We start from the raw sequence: 15,257 nt of genomic DNA, 5'->3' as shown, positions 1-15,257 counted from the left end.
GGGGCACACGTCCCGAAAGACGCGCACCCCGGTCACCGTACAGCTCTCGCGCCGCTCGGATTTACTTGCCGGTCTTCCGCTCCACGGCGGCCTTCACCAGCCCCGCGAACAGCGGGTGCGGGCGGGTCGGACGGGAGCGCAGCTCGGGGTGCGCCTGGGTCGCGACCAGGTACGGGTGGACCTCGCGCGGGTACTCGACGTACTCGACGAGCTTGCCGTCGGGTGAGGTGCCGGTGAACTGCAGACCGGCCTTCTTCTCCAGTTCCGCGCGGTAGGCGTTGTTCACCTCGTAGCGGTGGCGGTGGCGCTCCTCGACGTACTCCTTGCCGTCGTACACCTCGCGCACGATCGAGCCCTCGGCGAGCTTGGCCGGGTACATGCCCAGCCGCATCGTGCCGCCCATGTCCCCCTCGCCTGCGACGATGTCGAGCTGCTCGGCCATGGTGGAGATGACCGGGTGCGCGGTGGCGGCGTCGAACTCGGTGGAGTTGGCGTCCGGGATGTCGGCCAGGTTGCGCGCGGCCTCGATCACGATGCACTGCAGGCCCAGACAGAGACCGAGCAGCGGGATCTTGTTCTCGCGGGCGTACCGGATGGCGCCGACCTTGCCGGAGACGCCCCGGTCGCCGAAGCCGCCGGGGATGCAGATGGCGTCGACGTCGGCGAGCTGGGCCGCGGCGCCGGCCGGGGTCCTGCAGTCGTCCGAGGTGACCCACTTGATCTTCACACGGGCCTTGTTGGCGAAGCCGCCCGCGCGGAGCGCCTCGGTGACCGAGAGGTAGGCGTCGGGCAGGTCGATGTACTTGCCGACGAGCGCCAGGTTGATCTCGTGGAGCGGGTTGTGGACGCGGTCGAGCAGATCGTCCCAGGTCGTCCAGTCCACGTCCCGGAACGGCAGGTCCAGCTTGCGGACCACATAGGCGTCCAGGCCCTCGCCGTGCACCGTCTTCGGGATGTCGTAGATCGAGCGGGCGTCGGGACACGCGACCACGGCGGCCTCGTCGACGTCGCACATCAGGGAGATCTTGCGCTTGATCGCGGCGGGAACCTCACGATCACAGCGCAGCACGATCGCATCTGGCTGAATACCGATGTTGCGCAGAGCCGCAACCGAGTGCTGTGTCGGCTTCGTCTTCAGCTCCCCGGAGGGTCCGATGTACGGCAGGAGCGAGATGTGGACGACGAAGACGTTGTCGCGGCCGACCTCGTGACGGACCTGGCGGACGGTCTCCAGGAACGGCAGCGACTCGATGTCGCCGACGGTGCCGCCGACCTCGGTGATGACGACGTCGACCTCGTCGGAGGCCATGCGCCGGATGCGGTGCTTGATCTCGTTGGTGATGTGCGGGATGACCTGCACGGTGTCGCCGAGGTACTCGCCGCGCCGTTCCTTGGCGATGACGGTGTTGTAGACCTGGCCCGTGGTGACGTTGGCCGAGCCGTCCAGGTCGCGGTCGAGGAAGCGCTCGTAGTGGCCGATGTCCAGGTCGGTCTCGGCGCCGTCGTTGGTGACGAACACCTCACCGTGCTGGAAGGGGTTCATCGTGCCCGGGTCGACGTTCAGGTAGGGGTCGAGCTTCTGCATCACGACACGCAGGCCACGGGCCTTGAGCAGCATGCCGAGGCTGGAGGCGGTCAGACCCTTGCCGAGCGAGGAGGCGACACCCCCGGTGACGAAGATGTGCTTTGTCGTCGTGTTTCGAAAAGCAGCGGGCGGCATGGCCAAGAGGGGGCTCCCGTGGTCGCGGTTCGGTGTGCGGGTCGGCCGCCGCCCGAACTCATCCTTCGGGGGTGCCTTCGCTGCGGTTCGGGGGTCCCTCTTGCCGAGTTTTTCGACTGGGGCGCCCACCGGTCCACGGGCTACCAGGGTATCAGCGACAGGACACGATCGCTTCCGGCCACGCTCCGCGCACGGGCCGACACGGACCTCGTACGACCATCGGCGAATCTCGGTCGACCTTCACCATTAGCTCACCCGTTCGGCTCACTCGTGTTGCCTCGAGCGGCACGCGGAGCCCTCCGGTGCGTCGTATCCTCTTCGGACACTCGCTGCCGAGCGCGGCCGCCGCGACGGCAACACCCCCGCCCGTCTCCGGTAATCATGAGAGCTCGTCAGTCCGTTGAGCAACGATCGCCTCATATGCGTTGAGGATCGTTGAGCGACATCGCATGACACCGTCCCTTGGATCACTCTGGAAGCATGGTTCCTTTGCCGATCCCTTGGGTCCCTTGACCGCACACCGCACAGCGACCGCCCCTCGGGGGGCGACGACGTGGCCGTTCGACTGGAGTTGCACGTGGCCGGGCGCATCGAAGACTACGCACTCATCGGAGACATGCAGACCGCCGCGCTGGTCTGCCGGGACGGCACGGTCGATTGGCTGTGCCTGCCCCGCTTCGACTCCCACGCCGTCTTCGCGGGACTGCTCGGCACCGAGGAACACGGGTTCTGGAGACTGGGTCCCGCGCACGCGGCCGACGCAGAGCCGCCCACGGCCTCCCGCCGCAGGTACCGGGGCGACTCGCTGATCCTGGAATCCGAGTGGGACACCCCGCGCGGCACGGTCCGTGTGACGGATTTCATGCCGCCGCGTGACGGCGCCCCACAGCTGATCCGGATCGTGGAGGGCGTCAGCGGCCGGGTGCCGATGCGCTCGGCGCTGCGGATGCGCTTCTCGTACGGCCGGGTGGTGCCCTGGGTGCACAAGCACGAGGGGCGCACGGTCGCCGTCGCCGGGCCGGACTCCGTGTGGTTCGACACGGAGTGCGAGACCTACGGCAAGGCGCTGACCACCTACGCCGACTTCACCGTGACGCCGGGGGACCGGATCGCGTTCACGATCTCCTGGGAGCCCTCGCACAAGCAGCCCCCGCCGCTGCCGGAGCCCGAGCCGTCGCTCCAGGCCACGGAGGAGTTCTGGCGTGACTGGGTGGAGCAGTGCACGTACCACGGCCCGTACCGCGAGGCCGTGATCCGCTCCCTGATCACGCTGAAGGCCCTGACGTACGCCCCGACCGGCGGCATCGTCGCCGCTCCGACGACGTCCCTCCCGGAGCACATCGGCGGCGTCCGCAACTGGGACTACCGCTACACCTGGCTGCGCGACGCGGCCATCACCCTCTCCTCGCTGTTGCGCACCGGCTACCGCGACGAGGCCCGCGCCTGGCGCGAGTGGCTGCTCCGCGCCGTCGCCGGCGACCCGGAGAACCTGCAGATCATGTACGGGATCGCCGGTGAGCGGGAGCTGGGCGAGGCCGAGCTGGAGTGGCTGCCCGGGTACGAGGACTCCGCGCCCGTCCGGGTCGGCAACGGCGCCGCGCACCAGCTCCAGCTGGACGTGTACGGCGAGGTCACCGAGGCCCTGCACCTGGCCCACATGACGGGCCTGGCACGCAACGACTACGCCTCGCTCCTCCAGCTGAAGCTGATCCGCTACCTGGAGGACCACTGGGACGAGCCGGACGAGGGCATCTGGGAGGTGCGCGGGCCGCGCCGCCACTTCGTGCACTCCAAGGTCATGGCGTGGGTCGCGGTGGACCGCACGATCAAGCTCATCGAGTCCGGTGACGCGGACGGCCCGCTGGAGAAGTGGCGCGAGTTGCGCGACGACATCCACCGGGACGTGTGCGAGAAGGGGTACGACAAGGAGCGCAACACCTTCACACAGTCGTACGGCTCCAAGGAGCTGGACGCGTCTCTGCTGCTGATCCCGCAGATGGGGTTCCTGCCGCCGGACGACAAGCGGGTCATCGGCACCATCGAGGCGATCCAGCGCGAGCTGTCGACCCCGGACGGCTTCATCCTGCGCTACCCGACCTCCGGCGAGGACGAGGGCGTGGACGGGCTGCCGGGCGACGAGGGCGCGTTCCTCGCCTGCTCGTTCTGGATGGCCGACGACCTGGCGATGATCGGCCGGGTCGACGAGGCCCGCAAGCTCTTCGAGAAGCTGCTCTCCCTCCGCAACGACCTGGGCCTCCTCGCCGAGGAGTGGGACCCGGTGCTCAAGCGCCAGGTCGGCAACTTCCCGCAGGCGTTCAGCCACGTCCCCCTCATCGACACGGCCCTGCGGCTTACCGCCTCGGGAGCGTACGGAGGCTGAGCGCGCGCCCTCCGGTCCGGCGCGCACGGCGGCGGACCGGGGCGCGCGCAGGCGCGCACGGCAAGCGCTTGCGCTCCCTGGTACGGGTGCTTGCACCGGCCCGGCCGACTGAGGGCAGTCGTGCCGCCGGAGCGGCACGGTGGGCACAGCGGCACCTCGTGACCGCCGAGCGGCGGAGCCTCCCCGGTCGGCAGCCACCGGTTGCCGGGCAACCGGCCGAACAGGCCCGATCCGTCCGCCCCACCTAGCCTGGAAGGAGCCCTGTCCCCTGACCGAAAGGGGGCGGCTCACCATGGCTCCCCTCTCGAAGGCGCGGGCGGCCCTCGCCGCACTGCGCGAGGATCTGGCCGGCGAGGTGTTCGCGCCGGGCGACCCTGGGTACGACGACGCCCGCACGGTGTTCAACGCCATGATCGACCGACGCCCGGCCGTGATCGCGCAGTGCACCGACGAGACCGATGTCGTCCGTTCGGTGCGCTTCGCCCGTGACCTCGACCTGCCGATCGCGGTACGCGGCGGCGGCCACAGCGTGGCCGGAATGGCACTGAACGACAACGGACTCGTCATCGACCTCCGCCGCATGCACGGGGTCACGGTCGACCCCGCCTCCAGGACCGCCCGGGTCGGGGGCGGCGCCACCATGAGCCACCTCGACCGCGCCACCGAGCCCCACCGACTGGTGACCACCGGTGGCCGGGCGTCGACCACGGGTGTGGGCGGCTTCGTGCTCGGCGGCGGCAGCGGCTGGCTGGACCGCACCTTCGGGCTCGCCGTCGACAACCTGCTAGGCGTCGAACTGGTGACTGCCGACGGGCACACCGTCCGCGCGAGCGCCGAGGAGAACCCGGACCTGTTCTGGGCGCTCCACGGCGGCGGCGGGAACTTCGGTGTGGCCACCGCGCTCACCCTCCGGCTGCACGATCTGCCCGCCTTCGCCGTCGCCCTGCTGTTCTACCGCCCGGAACACGGTCCCGAGGTGATCCGCGTGTACCGCGACGTCATCGAGACCGGCCCGCGGGAGGCGAGCGGCGGTGTCCTCTATCTCACCGCCCCGCCCGAGGAGTTCGTCCCCGGGCATCTGGTGGGCGGGCTCACCTGCGCCGCGCTCCTGACGTACGCGGGCACCGAGGACGACATGCGCAAGGTCGCCCAGCCGCTCCTGGCGATGCCGCACGAGGCCGAGATGGTCGGCGCGATGCCGTACGCGGACGTGCAGTGCATGATCGACGACCCGCCGGGGATGCGGAACTACTGGTCGGCGGAGTACCTGACCGGTCTGCCGGACGAGTTGGTGGACGTCCTCGCCACCCGCGCCTGGTCGATGCCCGTGCCGACCGGCACCCAGCATGTGCTCTTCCCGCTCGGCGGCGCGATACCGGAAGGCCCCGCCCACTACCCCGTGCCCTACCGGGACTCCCCCTGGGTCGTCCACCCCTTCGGCGTCTGGGAGAGCCCCGAGGACGACGACCGGTGCGTCCGGTGGGTACGGGACGTGCGCGCCGACGTACGGCCGTGGAGCACCGGCGACGTCTATCTCAACTTCGTCGGCGACGAGGGCGCCGACCGGGTCGTCGCCGGTCTCGGCGTCGACAACTACCGGCGGCTGACGGCGGTGAAGAGCGCGTACGACCCCGACAACGTCTTCCGCTTCAACCACAACATCCCGCCGGCCTGACGACCGGGTACCGTCCGCTCCATGGACACCCGTGGAGGCCGCGAACCAGGTGACGGCCGCGAGGCGCAGGGCGGCATCACCGTGCGGCGGGCGCTGGAGCTGCCCGGACTGCGTGGCGGGCTGCCGGAGGTCCTGGCGGGCGGCGACCGGCTGCACCGCACCGTGCGCTGGGTGCACGCGGGCGAGGTCCCGAACATCGCCTCGCTCCTCAAGGGCGGCGAGCTGCTGCTGACCACCGGCTACGGGCTCGGCACCCGCCCCGCCGACCAGCGTGCGTTCGTCCGGACCCTCGCCGAGCGCGGGATCTCGGCCCTGGTCGTCGAACTGGGCCCGCGCTTCGCCCGGCTCCCGGCGGCCCTCGTCGAGACGGCGCGCTCGGCCGGGCTCCCGCTCGTCCAACTGCACCGCGAGGTGGCCTTCGTGACGGTCACCGAGGAGATCCACACCGAGATCGTCAACGGCCACTACGCACTCCTCCAGCAGGCCGAGGAGGTCCACCGTCGCTGCACCGAGGCCCTGCTCGGTGGCGGCGGAGTCCCGCAGGTCCTCGGCATCCTGGCCGACTTCAGCGGCAACCCGGTCTTCCTGGAGACCCCCGACGGACAGCTCCTGTACGCCGCCGGGACCGGTCCGGCCGACACCGATCCGCTCCAGGTGTGGGAGGGGCTGCGCGACCGGCACCAGGACGAGCCGCCCGCCGGGTCGACCCTCGTCGACGTACCGGGTGGCGGCCCCGGTACCGGCTCGGTGCGGGCCCGTCTGGTCCTCCTGCCCGTCGTGGCCCCGCTGGCGCCCGTCCACCGGATGGCTGCCGAACGCGCGGCCGGCATCCTCGCCGTCGTCCTGATGCAGGCCCGGCAGGAGGAGGAACTGGCGGCGCGCGGACGCGGCGATTTCCTCACCGACCTCGCCGAGGGCCGTGTCCGGGCCGAGGACGCGCCCGCACAGGCCCGCGTCCTCGGCTTCAAGCCGGGCGCCGGCCCCCTGCTGCCCGTCGTGATGCGGCTCGCCGACGGCCTCTCCCCCGGTGGGGGCTGGGCCGTCCTGGCCCGCGCGGTGGCCGAGGAGCTGGCCTCCGTGGGCGTACCCGTACTGCTCGGCGTGCGCCCCGTCGAGGGCCGCGTACCCCTGCTGCTGGGCCTGCGGGCGGAGCCGGAGCGCCAGGCGGTGGCCGACAAGGTCGCGTCGGCGCTCCGGGCCGGCGTGGAGCGGGCCGGGATGCAGCGGCCGGGCGGACGACCGCCCGTGGTGGTCGTCGGGGTGCCCGGCGGCTGGGCGGCCGCCTCGGCGGGCCTCCGGCACGCGGCGGAGACGGCGACGGCCGCGCAGGGCCTCGCCGACCGCCCCTGGTACGACGCCCGGCGCCTCGACATCGACCTGCTGCTGTGGCGGCTGCGCGACCACCCCGACCTGGCCGCCTTCGTGGACCGCGCGATCGGTCCCCTGCGCGACCACGACGACCGGGCCAAGCCCCCGCTGCTGCCGACGCTGGAGACCTATCTGGCGCACGCCGGCCGCAAGGCGGAGACCGCCCGTGAGCTGCATCTCAACCGCCAGACCCTCTACAACCGCCTCGCCCGCATCGGCGAACTGCTCGGCACCGACCTGGACGACCCGCAGGCGGTCCTGGCCCTGAGCCTGGCCCTGCGGGCACGCAGACACGTCGGCTGAGGCCGGGCCCTTCGCGTGAGGGTCAGGTCAGCGGCCTGAGCTGCGTCAACTCGTCGTAGACGCTGAGCACCTGGGCCACCGTCTCGTCCTCGGTCGGCCAGGCGGCCGCCTGCCGGGTGCCCCGCTCCCGCAACGTCTCACAGCGGGCGGGGTCCCCGAGGAGGCGTACGACCGCCCCGGCGAGCGCCCCGGCGTCGCCGTACGGGACGAGTTCGGCGCCGTCGCCGACCAGGTCGGGCAGCGATCCGACAGCGGCGGCGACGAGCGGCACGCGCGCGTGGAGCGCCTGCTGCGCGAGGACCGAGCGGGCCTCGGGTCCGCCGGGCAGCAGCGCGAGGTCGGCGGCCGCGATCAGTTCGGAGACGTCGTCGCGCCGCCCGACGAGCCGTACGGGCAGTTCCTCGTCCTTGATGCGCCGCTGCAGCGTCCCCCGCAACGGTCCCTCGCCCGCGACCACGAGCAGCGGGGCCGGGTCGAGACCGCGCCACTCCCGGGCGGCGTCGAGGAGGGTGTCGTAGCCCCGCCGGCGGTCGAGTGTGCCGACGGTCATGAGCAACGGGCGTTCCGTGGCGCCCAGTTCGGCCCTGACCTTGGACGCGGGCCGGTCCGGGTCCTCACCGGACACGGCCCGGCGCGGCACGGGCAGCGCGACGGCGGCGAGCCGGGCGTCGCGCGCGCCCCGGCTGCGGGCCTGGTCGACCAGGTCGGAGGAGGTGCCGAGGACCACGGCGGCGGCCTTGGCGACCCGGCGCTCCAGCAGCCGCAGCAGATGCGCCCGCGCCCCCTCGGCGTACGACCGTGTGTGCAGGGTGACGACGAGCGGGGTGGTGCGCCGGCCGAGCGCGAGGGTGGCGCGGAAGCCGGCGTGCAGTCCGTGCGCGTGCACCAGGTCGGCGTCCGCGAAGACGCTGCGGAGGCTGGCCACCGAGGCCGGATCGCTGCTGCGGGGCACATGGACGTGGTGCGCGCCGACTCCGGTGAAGTCGTACAGGCCGTCCGCCTCACTGGGAGCGCAGACGGTGACCCGCACGCCCCTGGCGACCAGCCCCGAGGCCAGCGATCGCACATGCGTGCTACTCACTGCGCTGCCGCCGCCGAGCACTTGCACGGTCCGCAGCGGCGCCTGGCCGTGCGGTGAGTGGCTGCTCACGTGACTCACGTGGCCGGGGCTCCTGGTTCGGGGTCGGACGGTCACGAAGGAACGCACAGAAGGATTCCGCCGTGGGGGTGGACCGTACGAGGTGCTTCCGCACGATCCACGCAGCACGTCCCGCTACGTCGTTCCCGTCCAAGGATGCCAGGCCGCAAGGGTGTTCCGGGACAGCCGGACGGGGGCGAGCCGGAGGTCCGGGCAACCCCGGACTCAGGGTCACCCACACGAGTGAACTCCCGCACGAGGTTGCCCCGCCGCACCACTTGCGTCCCACCTGCGCGTCGGCACGTCCCGCTCTAGGCGTCCGCCCGAGCCGCCGCCAGCAGTTCCTCCGCGTGAGCCCGGGCCGTCTCCGAGTCCTCCTGGCCGGCGAGCATGCGCGACAGCTCACGCACCCGGTCCTCGCCTTCCAGGACCTTCACACCCGACCGGGTCACGGAACCGTCGTTGGTCTTCTCCACCAGCAACTGCCGGTCGGCGAAGGCCGCCACCTGGGGCAGATGCGTGACCACCACGACCTGCGCCGATCTGGCGAGACGAGCGAGCCGCCTGCCGATCTCGACCGCCGCCTTGCCGCCGACACCGGCGTCGACCTCGTCGAACAGGTACGTCGGCACGGGGTCCGTCCCCGCGAAGACCACCTCGACGGCCAGCATCACCCGCGACAGCTCACCGCCGGACGCGCCCTTGGCGATGGGCCTCGGCGGCGCCCCCGGGTGCGGCGCGAGCAACAGCTCGACCTCGTCCGCGCCGAAGGGCCCGTACGCGACCGTGCGCCCGCCCACCTCGACGCCCTCCGGGTCGTCGGTCTGGCGGATCTCGAACGACACGCGCGCGTGCGGCATGGCCAGGGAGGCCAGCTCGGCGGTGACGGCTGCGGCGAACCGCTCGGCGGCCTCGGCGCGGGCGTCCGTCAGAGCCTGGGCCAGGCCGCCCAGCTCGACTCTCAGCGCGTCCCGCTCGGCGGTCAGCTCGCCGATGCGTTCGTCGTCGCCGTCGAGTTCGGTGAGCCGCTGGGCGCCCTCCTCGGCCCACGACAGCACCGAGGCGATGTCCTGGCCGTACTTCCGCGTCAGGCCGGTCAGCGCCGCCCGCCGCTCCTCGACGGCCGCAAGCCGCAGCGGGTCCGCGTCCAGGTCGTCGGCGTATCCCGCGAGTTCCCCGGCCACATCGCCCAGCAGGATCCCGACCTCCCCGATCCGCTCGGCGAGCACGGCCAGCGCCGGGTCGTGCGACCGCACGGCCTCCAGCGCGCGGTGGGCGCCCGCGACGAGGGTGGCGGCGTCCACGCCCTCCGGGTCCTCGGGATTGCCCGCGAGCGCGGCGTGCGCGGCCGTCGCCGCCGAGGCCAGCGCCTCCGCGTGCCCGAGCCGCTCGGCCTCCTCGGCCAGCTCCACGTCCTCGCCGGCCCGGGGATCGACGCCGGCGATCTCGTCCAGGCCGTACCGCAGCATGTCGGCTTCCTGGGCCCGCTCACGCGCGCGGGTGACGATCTCGTCGAGTTCACCGGCCACGGCCCGCAGCCGCCGGTAGGCCTCGCCGTACTTGGTGAGCGGTACGGCCACCGCGTCGCCCGCGTACCGGTCGAGTGCCGCCCGCTGCCGGGACAGCTTCAGCAGCCCCTGCTGGTCGGTCTGCCCGTGCACGGCGACGAGTTCGTCGGCCAGTTCGGCGAGCACGCCCACGGGGACGGAACGCCCGCCCAGATGTGCCCGGGACCGTCCCTCGGCGGAGACGGTACGGCTGATCAGCAGCGCCCCGTCGTCGAGTTCGGCCCCGGCCTCCTCGGCCCGGACCACCGCCGCCGCGCCCTCGGGCACGGCGATCCGGCCCTCCACGACGGCGTTCTTCGCACCGATCCGCACGAGCGCCGGGTCCGCCCGCCCGCCGAGCAGCAGGCCGAGGCTGGTGACCACCATGGTCTTGCCCGCACCCGTCTCACCCGTCACGGCGGTGAAGCCGGGTGACAACTCGACGACAGCGTCGTCGATGACTCCGAGCGACCGTATCCGCATCTCCTCCAACACGGACACGACCTTACGAGGTCCGGGGAGGGAAGTGCGACGCCCCCCGTCCCCAATGTCACCCCGCCGAGCTACAGCGCGCCCTTCAGGGGCGCGGGGAACTGCGCGAGCACCTACGACGAACCCACGGCCGCCGACGAGTCCCCGCCATCCCCCACATCGCGCTAGTGCCGAGCCCCCCGCCACCCGGAAACGGGCAGAGCGAACTTGGCCACCAGCCGGTCGGTGAACGACGCGTGGTGCAACCGAGCCAACCGCACCGGCACCGCCCCCCGCCGCACCTCGACCCGCGCCCCCGGCGGCAGCTCGACGGTCCGCCGCCCGTCGCACCACAGCACCCCCGGCGGAATGTGCGGCAGGACCTCCACCGCCAGCACGGAGTTCGGCGACGTCACCAACGGCTTGGCGAACAGCGCGTGCGCGGAGATCGGCACCATCAGCAGCGCCTCGACCTCGGGCCACACCACGGGCCCTCCGGCCGAGAACGCGTACGCCGTCGACCCGGTCGGAGTCGACAGCACGATCCCGTCGCACCCGAACCCGGTCACCGGCCGCCCGTCGATCTCCAGGACGACTTCGAGCAGCTTCTCGGCGCCCGCCTTCTGCACGGCCGCCTCGTTCAGCGCCCAGTCCGTGTGGACGATGTCCCCGTTCTGATGAACGACGACATCGACGGTCATCCGCTCCTCGACCTCGTAGGACTTGGTCACCACGCGGTCGACGACCTTGTCGAGGTCGTCCCGCTCGGCCTCCGCGAGGAAGCCGACGCTGCCGAGGTTGACGCCTAGCATCGGCACCCCGGACGCGCGGGCGAACTCGGCGCCGCGCAGCAGCGTGCCGTCACCACCGAGGACGATGAGCAGCTCGCACCCGTCGAGGCACTGCGGGGTGGCCTCCTTGACGAGTTCCACCTCCTCCGGCAGCGGAATGTCCTCGGCCTCGTACTCAAGGACGCGCACGACGATGCCGTGGTGCAGCAGCCCCTTGACCACGAGTTCGGCACTGCGGATCGCCGCAGGCCGCCCGGTGTGGGTGAGGAGGAAGACAGTTCGAGATCGGTCCTGAGTCACCGCGGCCCCTCCGCCACTGCTCGGTCGACGTCGGCCGGGTCCAGCGCGGGTGCCCCGGCACGCAGCCACAGAAAGTACTCGACATTGCCCGAGGGTCCGGGCAGCGGACTGGCCGTCACACCCTGTACCCCGAGCCCCAGCTCCCCCGCCCGCCGGGCCACCCCGCGCACCGCCTCGGCGCGCAGCTCCGGACTCCGTACGACTCCCCCACTGCCCAGCCGCTCCTTACCCACCTCGAACTGCGGCTTGACCATCATCACCAGATCGGCGTCCGGCTTCACGCACCGCACCAGGGCGGGCAGTACCAGGCCGAGCGGGATGAAGGACAGATCCCCCACGACAAGATCCACAGGCTCCCCATCGATCGCTTCGAGCGTCAACTCGCGTACGTTCGTACGGTCCTTGACGGTGACGCGTTCATCACTGCGCAGAGTCCAAGCGAGTTGTCCGTATCCGACGTCCACGGCGACGACGTGCGCGGCGCCGGCCCGGAGCAGTACGTCGGTGAAGCCGCCGGTGGAGGCTCCGGCGTCCAGCGCCCGGCGCCCCTCGACGGCCAGCCCTCGCGGGACGAAGACCTTCAGGGCTCCTGCGAGCTTGTGGCCGCCTCTGGACACGTACTCGGGGTCGCTGTCGTCGCTCACGACCACGATGGCGGCCGCGGTCTCCACCTGTGTGGCGGACTTGGTCGCGACGGTCTTGCCGACGGTGACCCGGCCGGCGGCGATCAGCTGGCTCGCGTGCTCGCGCGACCGCGCGAGCTTCCGCCGGACCAGTTCGGCGTCCAGACGGCGGCGTGCGACTCCTGCCACGGTGGGTTCAGCTCCTGCTCTCGTACGGCGATCGATGGGTACGACCCAAAGGGTCTCACCCAGGGGTGCTGGTCGGGTGACGGGTGGGAGCCGGAGGTCCCGGGCGGGCGTCGAGCGCGGTGAGCGCGTCACGCAGCCCCCGGTGCACATCCTCGTACACCTCCACGTGGCCGTCGGTGGCGAGGTGGTCGGTGTCGGCCAGCCGGTCGAGGGCGGCGTCGACCTCAAGGTGGCCGGTGGCGGTGCGGGGCACGTCCAGCGGGGCCGGGGCGGCGGGGTCGTACTCGGGTTCGGCCTCGGCCGGCATCTCCGCGACCGCCGCGTCCACCTCCGCCACGACCTCGGGCAAAGAGTCGCTCATGCCCAGACGCTACCGCGAAGCTCTGGGGTACCGTCGATCGCGATGGCAACGACTGAGGAGTGCCGCGCCGCGCTCGAAAAGCTCTCGGACAACATGGCAGGCGCCGACGGACACGTGCGCGAGGCGACGGCCCTCGACCGTTCGGTGAGCTGCCACATCAAGGATCTCGACATCACCTTCGTGGGCCGGATGCGGGACGGCCGCATCGAGGTGCACGACACCCTCGCGGGACCGCCCGCCGAGAAGGCGCAGATCCGGCTCGCGATGACGGGCGACGACCTGGTGGCCCTGGTCGACGGCGAACTGAACTTCGCCAAGGCCTGGGGGTCGGGCCGGGTGAAGCTGGAGGCGGGCTTCCGGGACCTGCTCCAGCTCAGGAAGCTTCTGTAGCTCCGACCTTCTCGAGCCTCGCCACCCCGGTCCGTGCCCTGCGCGCCGCCGGGACCACCAGTGGCGTACCCGTCTCCGGGTCGTCGATGACCTGGCAGCGCAGCCCGAACACCTCCTCGACCAGATCGGCCGTCACGATCTCGGAGGGGGCGCCCTCGGCGATCACCGAGCCGTCGCGCAGGGCGATGAGGTGGGTGGCGTAGCGGGCGGCGTGGTTGAGGTCGTGCAGCACGGCGACCAGTGTGCGGCCCTGCTGCTCATGGAGTTCGGCGCACAGGTCGAGTACGTCGATCTGGTGCTGGATGTCGAGGAAGGTGGTCGGCTCGTCGAGCAGCAGCAGCGGGGTCTGCTGGGCGAGCGCCATGGCGATCCAGACCCGCTGGCGCTGACCGCCGGACAACTCGTCGACGTAACGGTCGGCCAGCTCGGCGACCCCGGTCGACTCCATCGACTCCCGGACGATCCGCTCGTCCTCGGCCGACCACTGCCGCAGCAGCCCCTGGTGCGGGTACCGGCCGCGGCCCACGAGATCGCCGACGGTGATCCCGTCGGGCGCGATCGACGACTGCGGCAGCAGTCCGAGCGTCCGGGCGACCTTCTTGGCGGGCATCGACTGGATGACGTGCCCATCGAGCAGCACCCGCCCCTGAGCCGGCTTCAGCATCCGCGAAAGGGCACGCAACAGCGTGGACTTGCCGCAGGCGTTGGGACCGACGATCACGGTGAACGAGTTGTCGGGTATCTCCACCGACAGCCGCTCGGCGATGACCCGCTGGTCGTAGGCGAGGGTGACGTTCTCGGCGGACAGGCGGTTCACAGTACTCCCTTGGTCTTTCGCGTGCGCCGACGCGTCGTCATTCGCCCACACCGACACGTCGTCATTCGCCCACGCCGACGCGTAGCCGTTCTCGTGCGCCGGCGCGCTCATATCCGCCCGGCCTTCCGCTCGGTGACCAGCAGCCACAGCAGATAGACGCCACCGAGCACTCCGGTGACCACGCCGACCGGCAACTGGTCGGCCCCGAAGGCCCGCTGCGAGGCCCAGTCGGCGACGATCAGCAGGGTCGCGCCCATGCACATCGCGGGCACCAGGTTCGGGCCCGGGGAGCGGGTCAGCCGCTTGGCGAGCTGGGGCGCGGTGAGGGCGACGAAACTGACCGGCCCGGCGGCGGCCGTGGCCCCGGCGGTGAGCAGCACGGCCGACACCATCAGCAGGAGCCGTACACGCTCGACGCTCACCCCGAGGGCGTACGACACGTCGTCGCCCATCTCCATCATCCGCAGCCCGCGCGCGTTGCCGAGCACCAGCGGCACGAGGAGTGCGCACATGATCAGCAACGGCCAGACCTGGGCCCAGTCACGGCCGTTGAGGGAGCCGGTCATCCACACGACCGCGCGGGCCGCGTCGACGAGGTCCGCCTTGGTGATCAGATAGCCGTTGACCGCTGTGACGATCGCGGAGACACCGATGCCGACCAGCACGAGCCGATAGCCGTGCACGCCCCGCTTCCACGCCAGCACGTAGATCGCGAAGCCGGTGACCAGACCGCCGACGAGCGCGCCGAGGGCCACCTGGTTCGCGCTGCCGGAGAACAGCACGATGACGACCAGCGCGCCGGCGGTGGCGCCCTGGGAGAGGCCGAGCACGTCCGGACTGCCCAGCGGATTGCGGGAGATGGACTGGAACAGCGCCCCACCGAGCCCGAGCGAGGCCCCGACGAGGAGTCCGACCAGAACCCTGGGCAGCCGCAGCTCGTTGACGATGAACTCCTGGCCCGCGTCGCCGTCGCCCAGCAGCGTCTTCAGTACGTCGCCGGCCGGGATCGGGAAGTCGCCGGTGCCGATCAGCACCACGCTCGCGGTCAGCGCCGCCAACAGCAGCAGGACGACGACGGTGAACGCCCGCACGTCCAGCCGGACGGACAGGCCGCCGGGCGAGCGGAGCGCACGGTCGCGCCCGGCGGGCCTGCTCATGGTGGGTGTCTCCCTCGTGGCCTGCGT

12 protein-coding genes are annotated in these 15,257 nt (G+C 71.9%); 4 read left to right on the top strand and 8 right to left on the bottom strand.

The window, feature by feature from the left end; genetic code table 11:
* Positions 1-61: 61 nt before the first annotated feature.
* Positions 62-1,720 (bottom strand): CTP synthase, encoded by a 1,659-nt coding sequence (locus K1J60_RS35290; RefSeq protein WP_033528897.1) that lies wholly within the window; start codon positions 1,718-1,720, stop codon positions 62-64.
* 577 nt (positions 1,721-2,297) lie between these two features.
* On the opposite strand from K1J60_RS35290, the gene K1J60_RS35285 reads away from it, so the two are divergent.
* The 3 genes from K1J60_RS35285 (at position 2,298) to K1J60_RS35275 (ending at position 7,446) form a co-directional block, all read left to right on the top strand.
* Positions 2,298-4,100 (top strand): glycoside hydrolase family 15 protein, encoded by a 1,803-nt coding sequence (locus K1J60_RS35285; RefSeq protein WP_220651852.1) that lies wholly within the window; start codon positions 2,298-2,300, stop codon positions 4,098-4,100.
* 292 nt (positions 4,101-4,392) lie between these two features.
* The gene (locus K1J60_RS35280) at positions 4,393-5,775 is read left to right on the top strand and encodes an FAD-binding oxidoreductase (protein ID WP_220649746.1); all 1,383 of its coding nucleotides are present in this window, start codon (positions 4,393-4,395) and stop codon (positions 5,773-5,775) included.
* Between the two features lie 21 nt (positions 5,776-5,796).
* Positions 5,797-7,446, top strand: a complete 1,650-nt coding sequence (locus K1J60_RS35275) for a PucR family transcriptional regulator (protein WP_220649745.1) — start codon at positions 5,797-5,799, stop codon at positions 7,444-7,446.
* Positions 7,447-7,468: 22 nt separating this feature from the next.
* On the opposite strand, the gene K1J60_RS35270 is transcribed toward K1J60_RS35275, so the two are convergent.
* The 5 genes from K1J60_RS35270 to K1J60_RS35250 form a co-directional block, all read right to left on the bottom strand.
* Positions 7,469-8,605, bottom strand: a complete 1,137-nt coding sequence (locus K1J60_RS35270) for a glycosyltransferase family 4 protein (RefSeq protein ID WP_220649744.1) — start codon at positions 8,603-8,605, stop codon at positions 7,469-7,471.
* Between the two features lie 290 nt (positions 8,606-8,895).
* Positions 8,896-10,614, bottom strand: a complete 1,719-nt coding sequence (gene recN / locus K1J60_RS35265) for a DNA repair protein RecN (protein WP_220651851.1) — start codon at positions 10,612-10,614, stop codon at positions 8,896-8,898.
* Between the two features lie 173 nt (positions 10,615-10,787).
* Positions 10,788-11,693: an NAD kinase gene (locus K1J60_RS35260; RefSeq protein WP_033528902.1), complete on the bottom strand. Its 906-nt coding sequence runs from the start codon at positions 11,691-11,693 to the stop codon at positions 10,788-10,790.
* Positions 11,690-12,505, bottom strand: a complete 816-nt coding sequence (locus tag K1J60_RS35255; RefSeq protein WP_220649743.1) for a TlyA family RNA methyltransferase — start codon at positions 12,503-12,505, stop codon at positions 11,690-11,692. The genes K1J60_RS35260 and K1J60_RS35255 overlap by 4 nt, the downstream gene beginning before the upstream one ends.
* Before the next feature lie 55 nt (positions 12,506-12,560).
* Entirely contained in the window at positions 12,561-12,866 is a 306-nt protein-coding gene (locus tag K1J60_RS35250) for a hypothetical protein (RefSeq protein ID WP_220649742.1), read from the bottom strand.
* Between the two features lie 42 nt (positions 12,867-12,908).
* Here K1J60_RS35250 and K1J60_RS35245 point away from each other — a divergent pair, with 42 nt between their 5' ends.
* Positions 12,909-13,256, top strand: coding sequence for an SCP2 sterol-binding domain-containing protein (locus tag K1J60_RS35245; protein ID WP_220649741.1), 348 nt, complete (start codon positions 12,909-12,911; stop codon positions 13,254-13,256).
* Here the strand turns inward: K1J60_RS35245 and K1J60_RS35240 are convergent.
* Together K1J60_RS35240 and K1J60_RS35235 are read right to left on the bottom strand one after the other, a co-directional pair.
* Positions 13,240-14,073: an ABC transporter ATP-binding protein gene (locus K1J60_RS35240; protein ID WP_259408062.1), complete on the bottom strand. Its 834-nt coding sequence runs from the start codon at positions 14,071-14,073 to the stop codon at positions 13,240-13,242. The two genes, K1J60_RS35245 and K1J60_RS35240, sit on opposite strands and share 17 nt — an antisense overlap.
* Positions 14,074-14,180: 107 nt before the next feature.
* On the bottom strand, positions 14,181-15,230 hold the full coding sequence (locus tag K1J60_RS35235) for a FecCD family ABC transporter permease (RefSeq protein ID WP_220649740.1): 1,050 nt from the start codon (positions 15,228-15,230) through the stop codon (positions 14,181-14,183).
* Between the last annotated feature and the right edge of the window lie 27 nt (positions 15,231-15,257).

Source organism: Streptomyces akebiae (genome assembly GCF_019599145.1).
Taxonomy (GTDB): Bacteria; Actinomycetota; Actinomycetes; order Streptomycetales; family Streptomycetaceae; genus Streptomyces; species Streptomyces akebiae.
Note: the sequence above shows the minus strand (reverse complement) of the source record. Positions and strands in the feature narration are given on the sequence as shown.

Bases quoted from the DNA above. Each gene is read 5' to 3' on its own strand.
- K1J60_RS35290 (WP_033528897.1), bottom strand. From the start codon at position 1,720: ATGCCGCCCGCTGCTTTTCGAAACACGACGACAAAGCACATCTTCGTC.
- K1J60_RS35280 (WP_220649746.1), top strand. From the start codon at position 4,393: ATGGCTCCCCTCTCGAAGGCGCGGGCGGCCCTCGCCGCACTGCGCGAG.
- K1J60_RS35275 (WP_220649745.1), top strand. From the start codon at position 5,797: ATGGACACCCGTGGAGGCCGCGAACCAGGTGACGGCCGCGAGGCGCAG.
- recN (WP_220651851.1), bottom strand. From the start codon at position 10,614: ATGCGGATACGGTCGCTCGGAGTCATCGACGACGCTGTCGTCGAGTTG.
- K1J60_RS35250 (WP_220649742.1), bottom strand. From the start codon at position 12,866: ATGAGCGACTCTTTGCCCGAGGTCGTGGCGGAGGTGGACGCGGCGGTC.
- K1J60_RS35245 (WP_220649741.1), top strand. From the start codon at position 12,909: ATGGCAACGACTGAGGAGTGCCGCGCCGCGCTCGAAAAGCTCTCGGAC.
- K1J60_RS35235 (WP_220649740.1), bottom strand. From the start codon at position 15,230: ATGAGCAGGCCCGCCGGGCGCGACCGTGCGCTCCGCTCGCCCGGCGGC.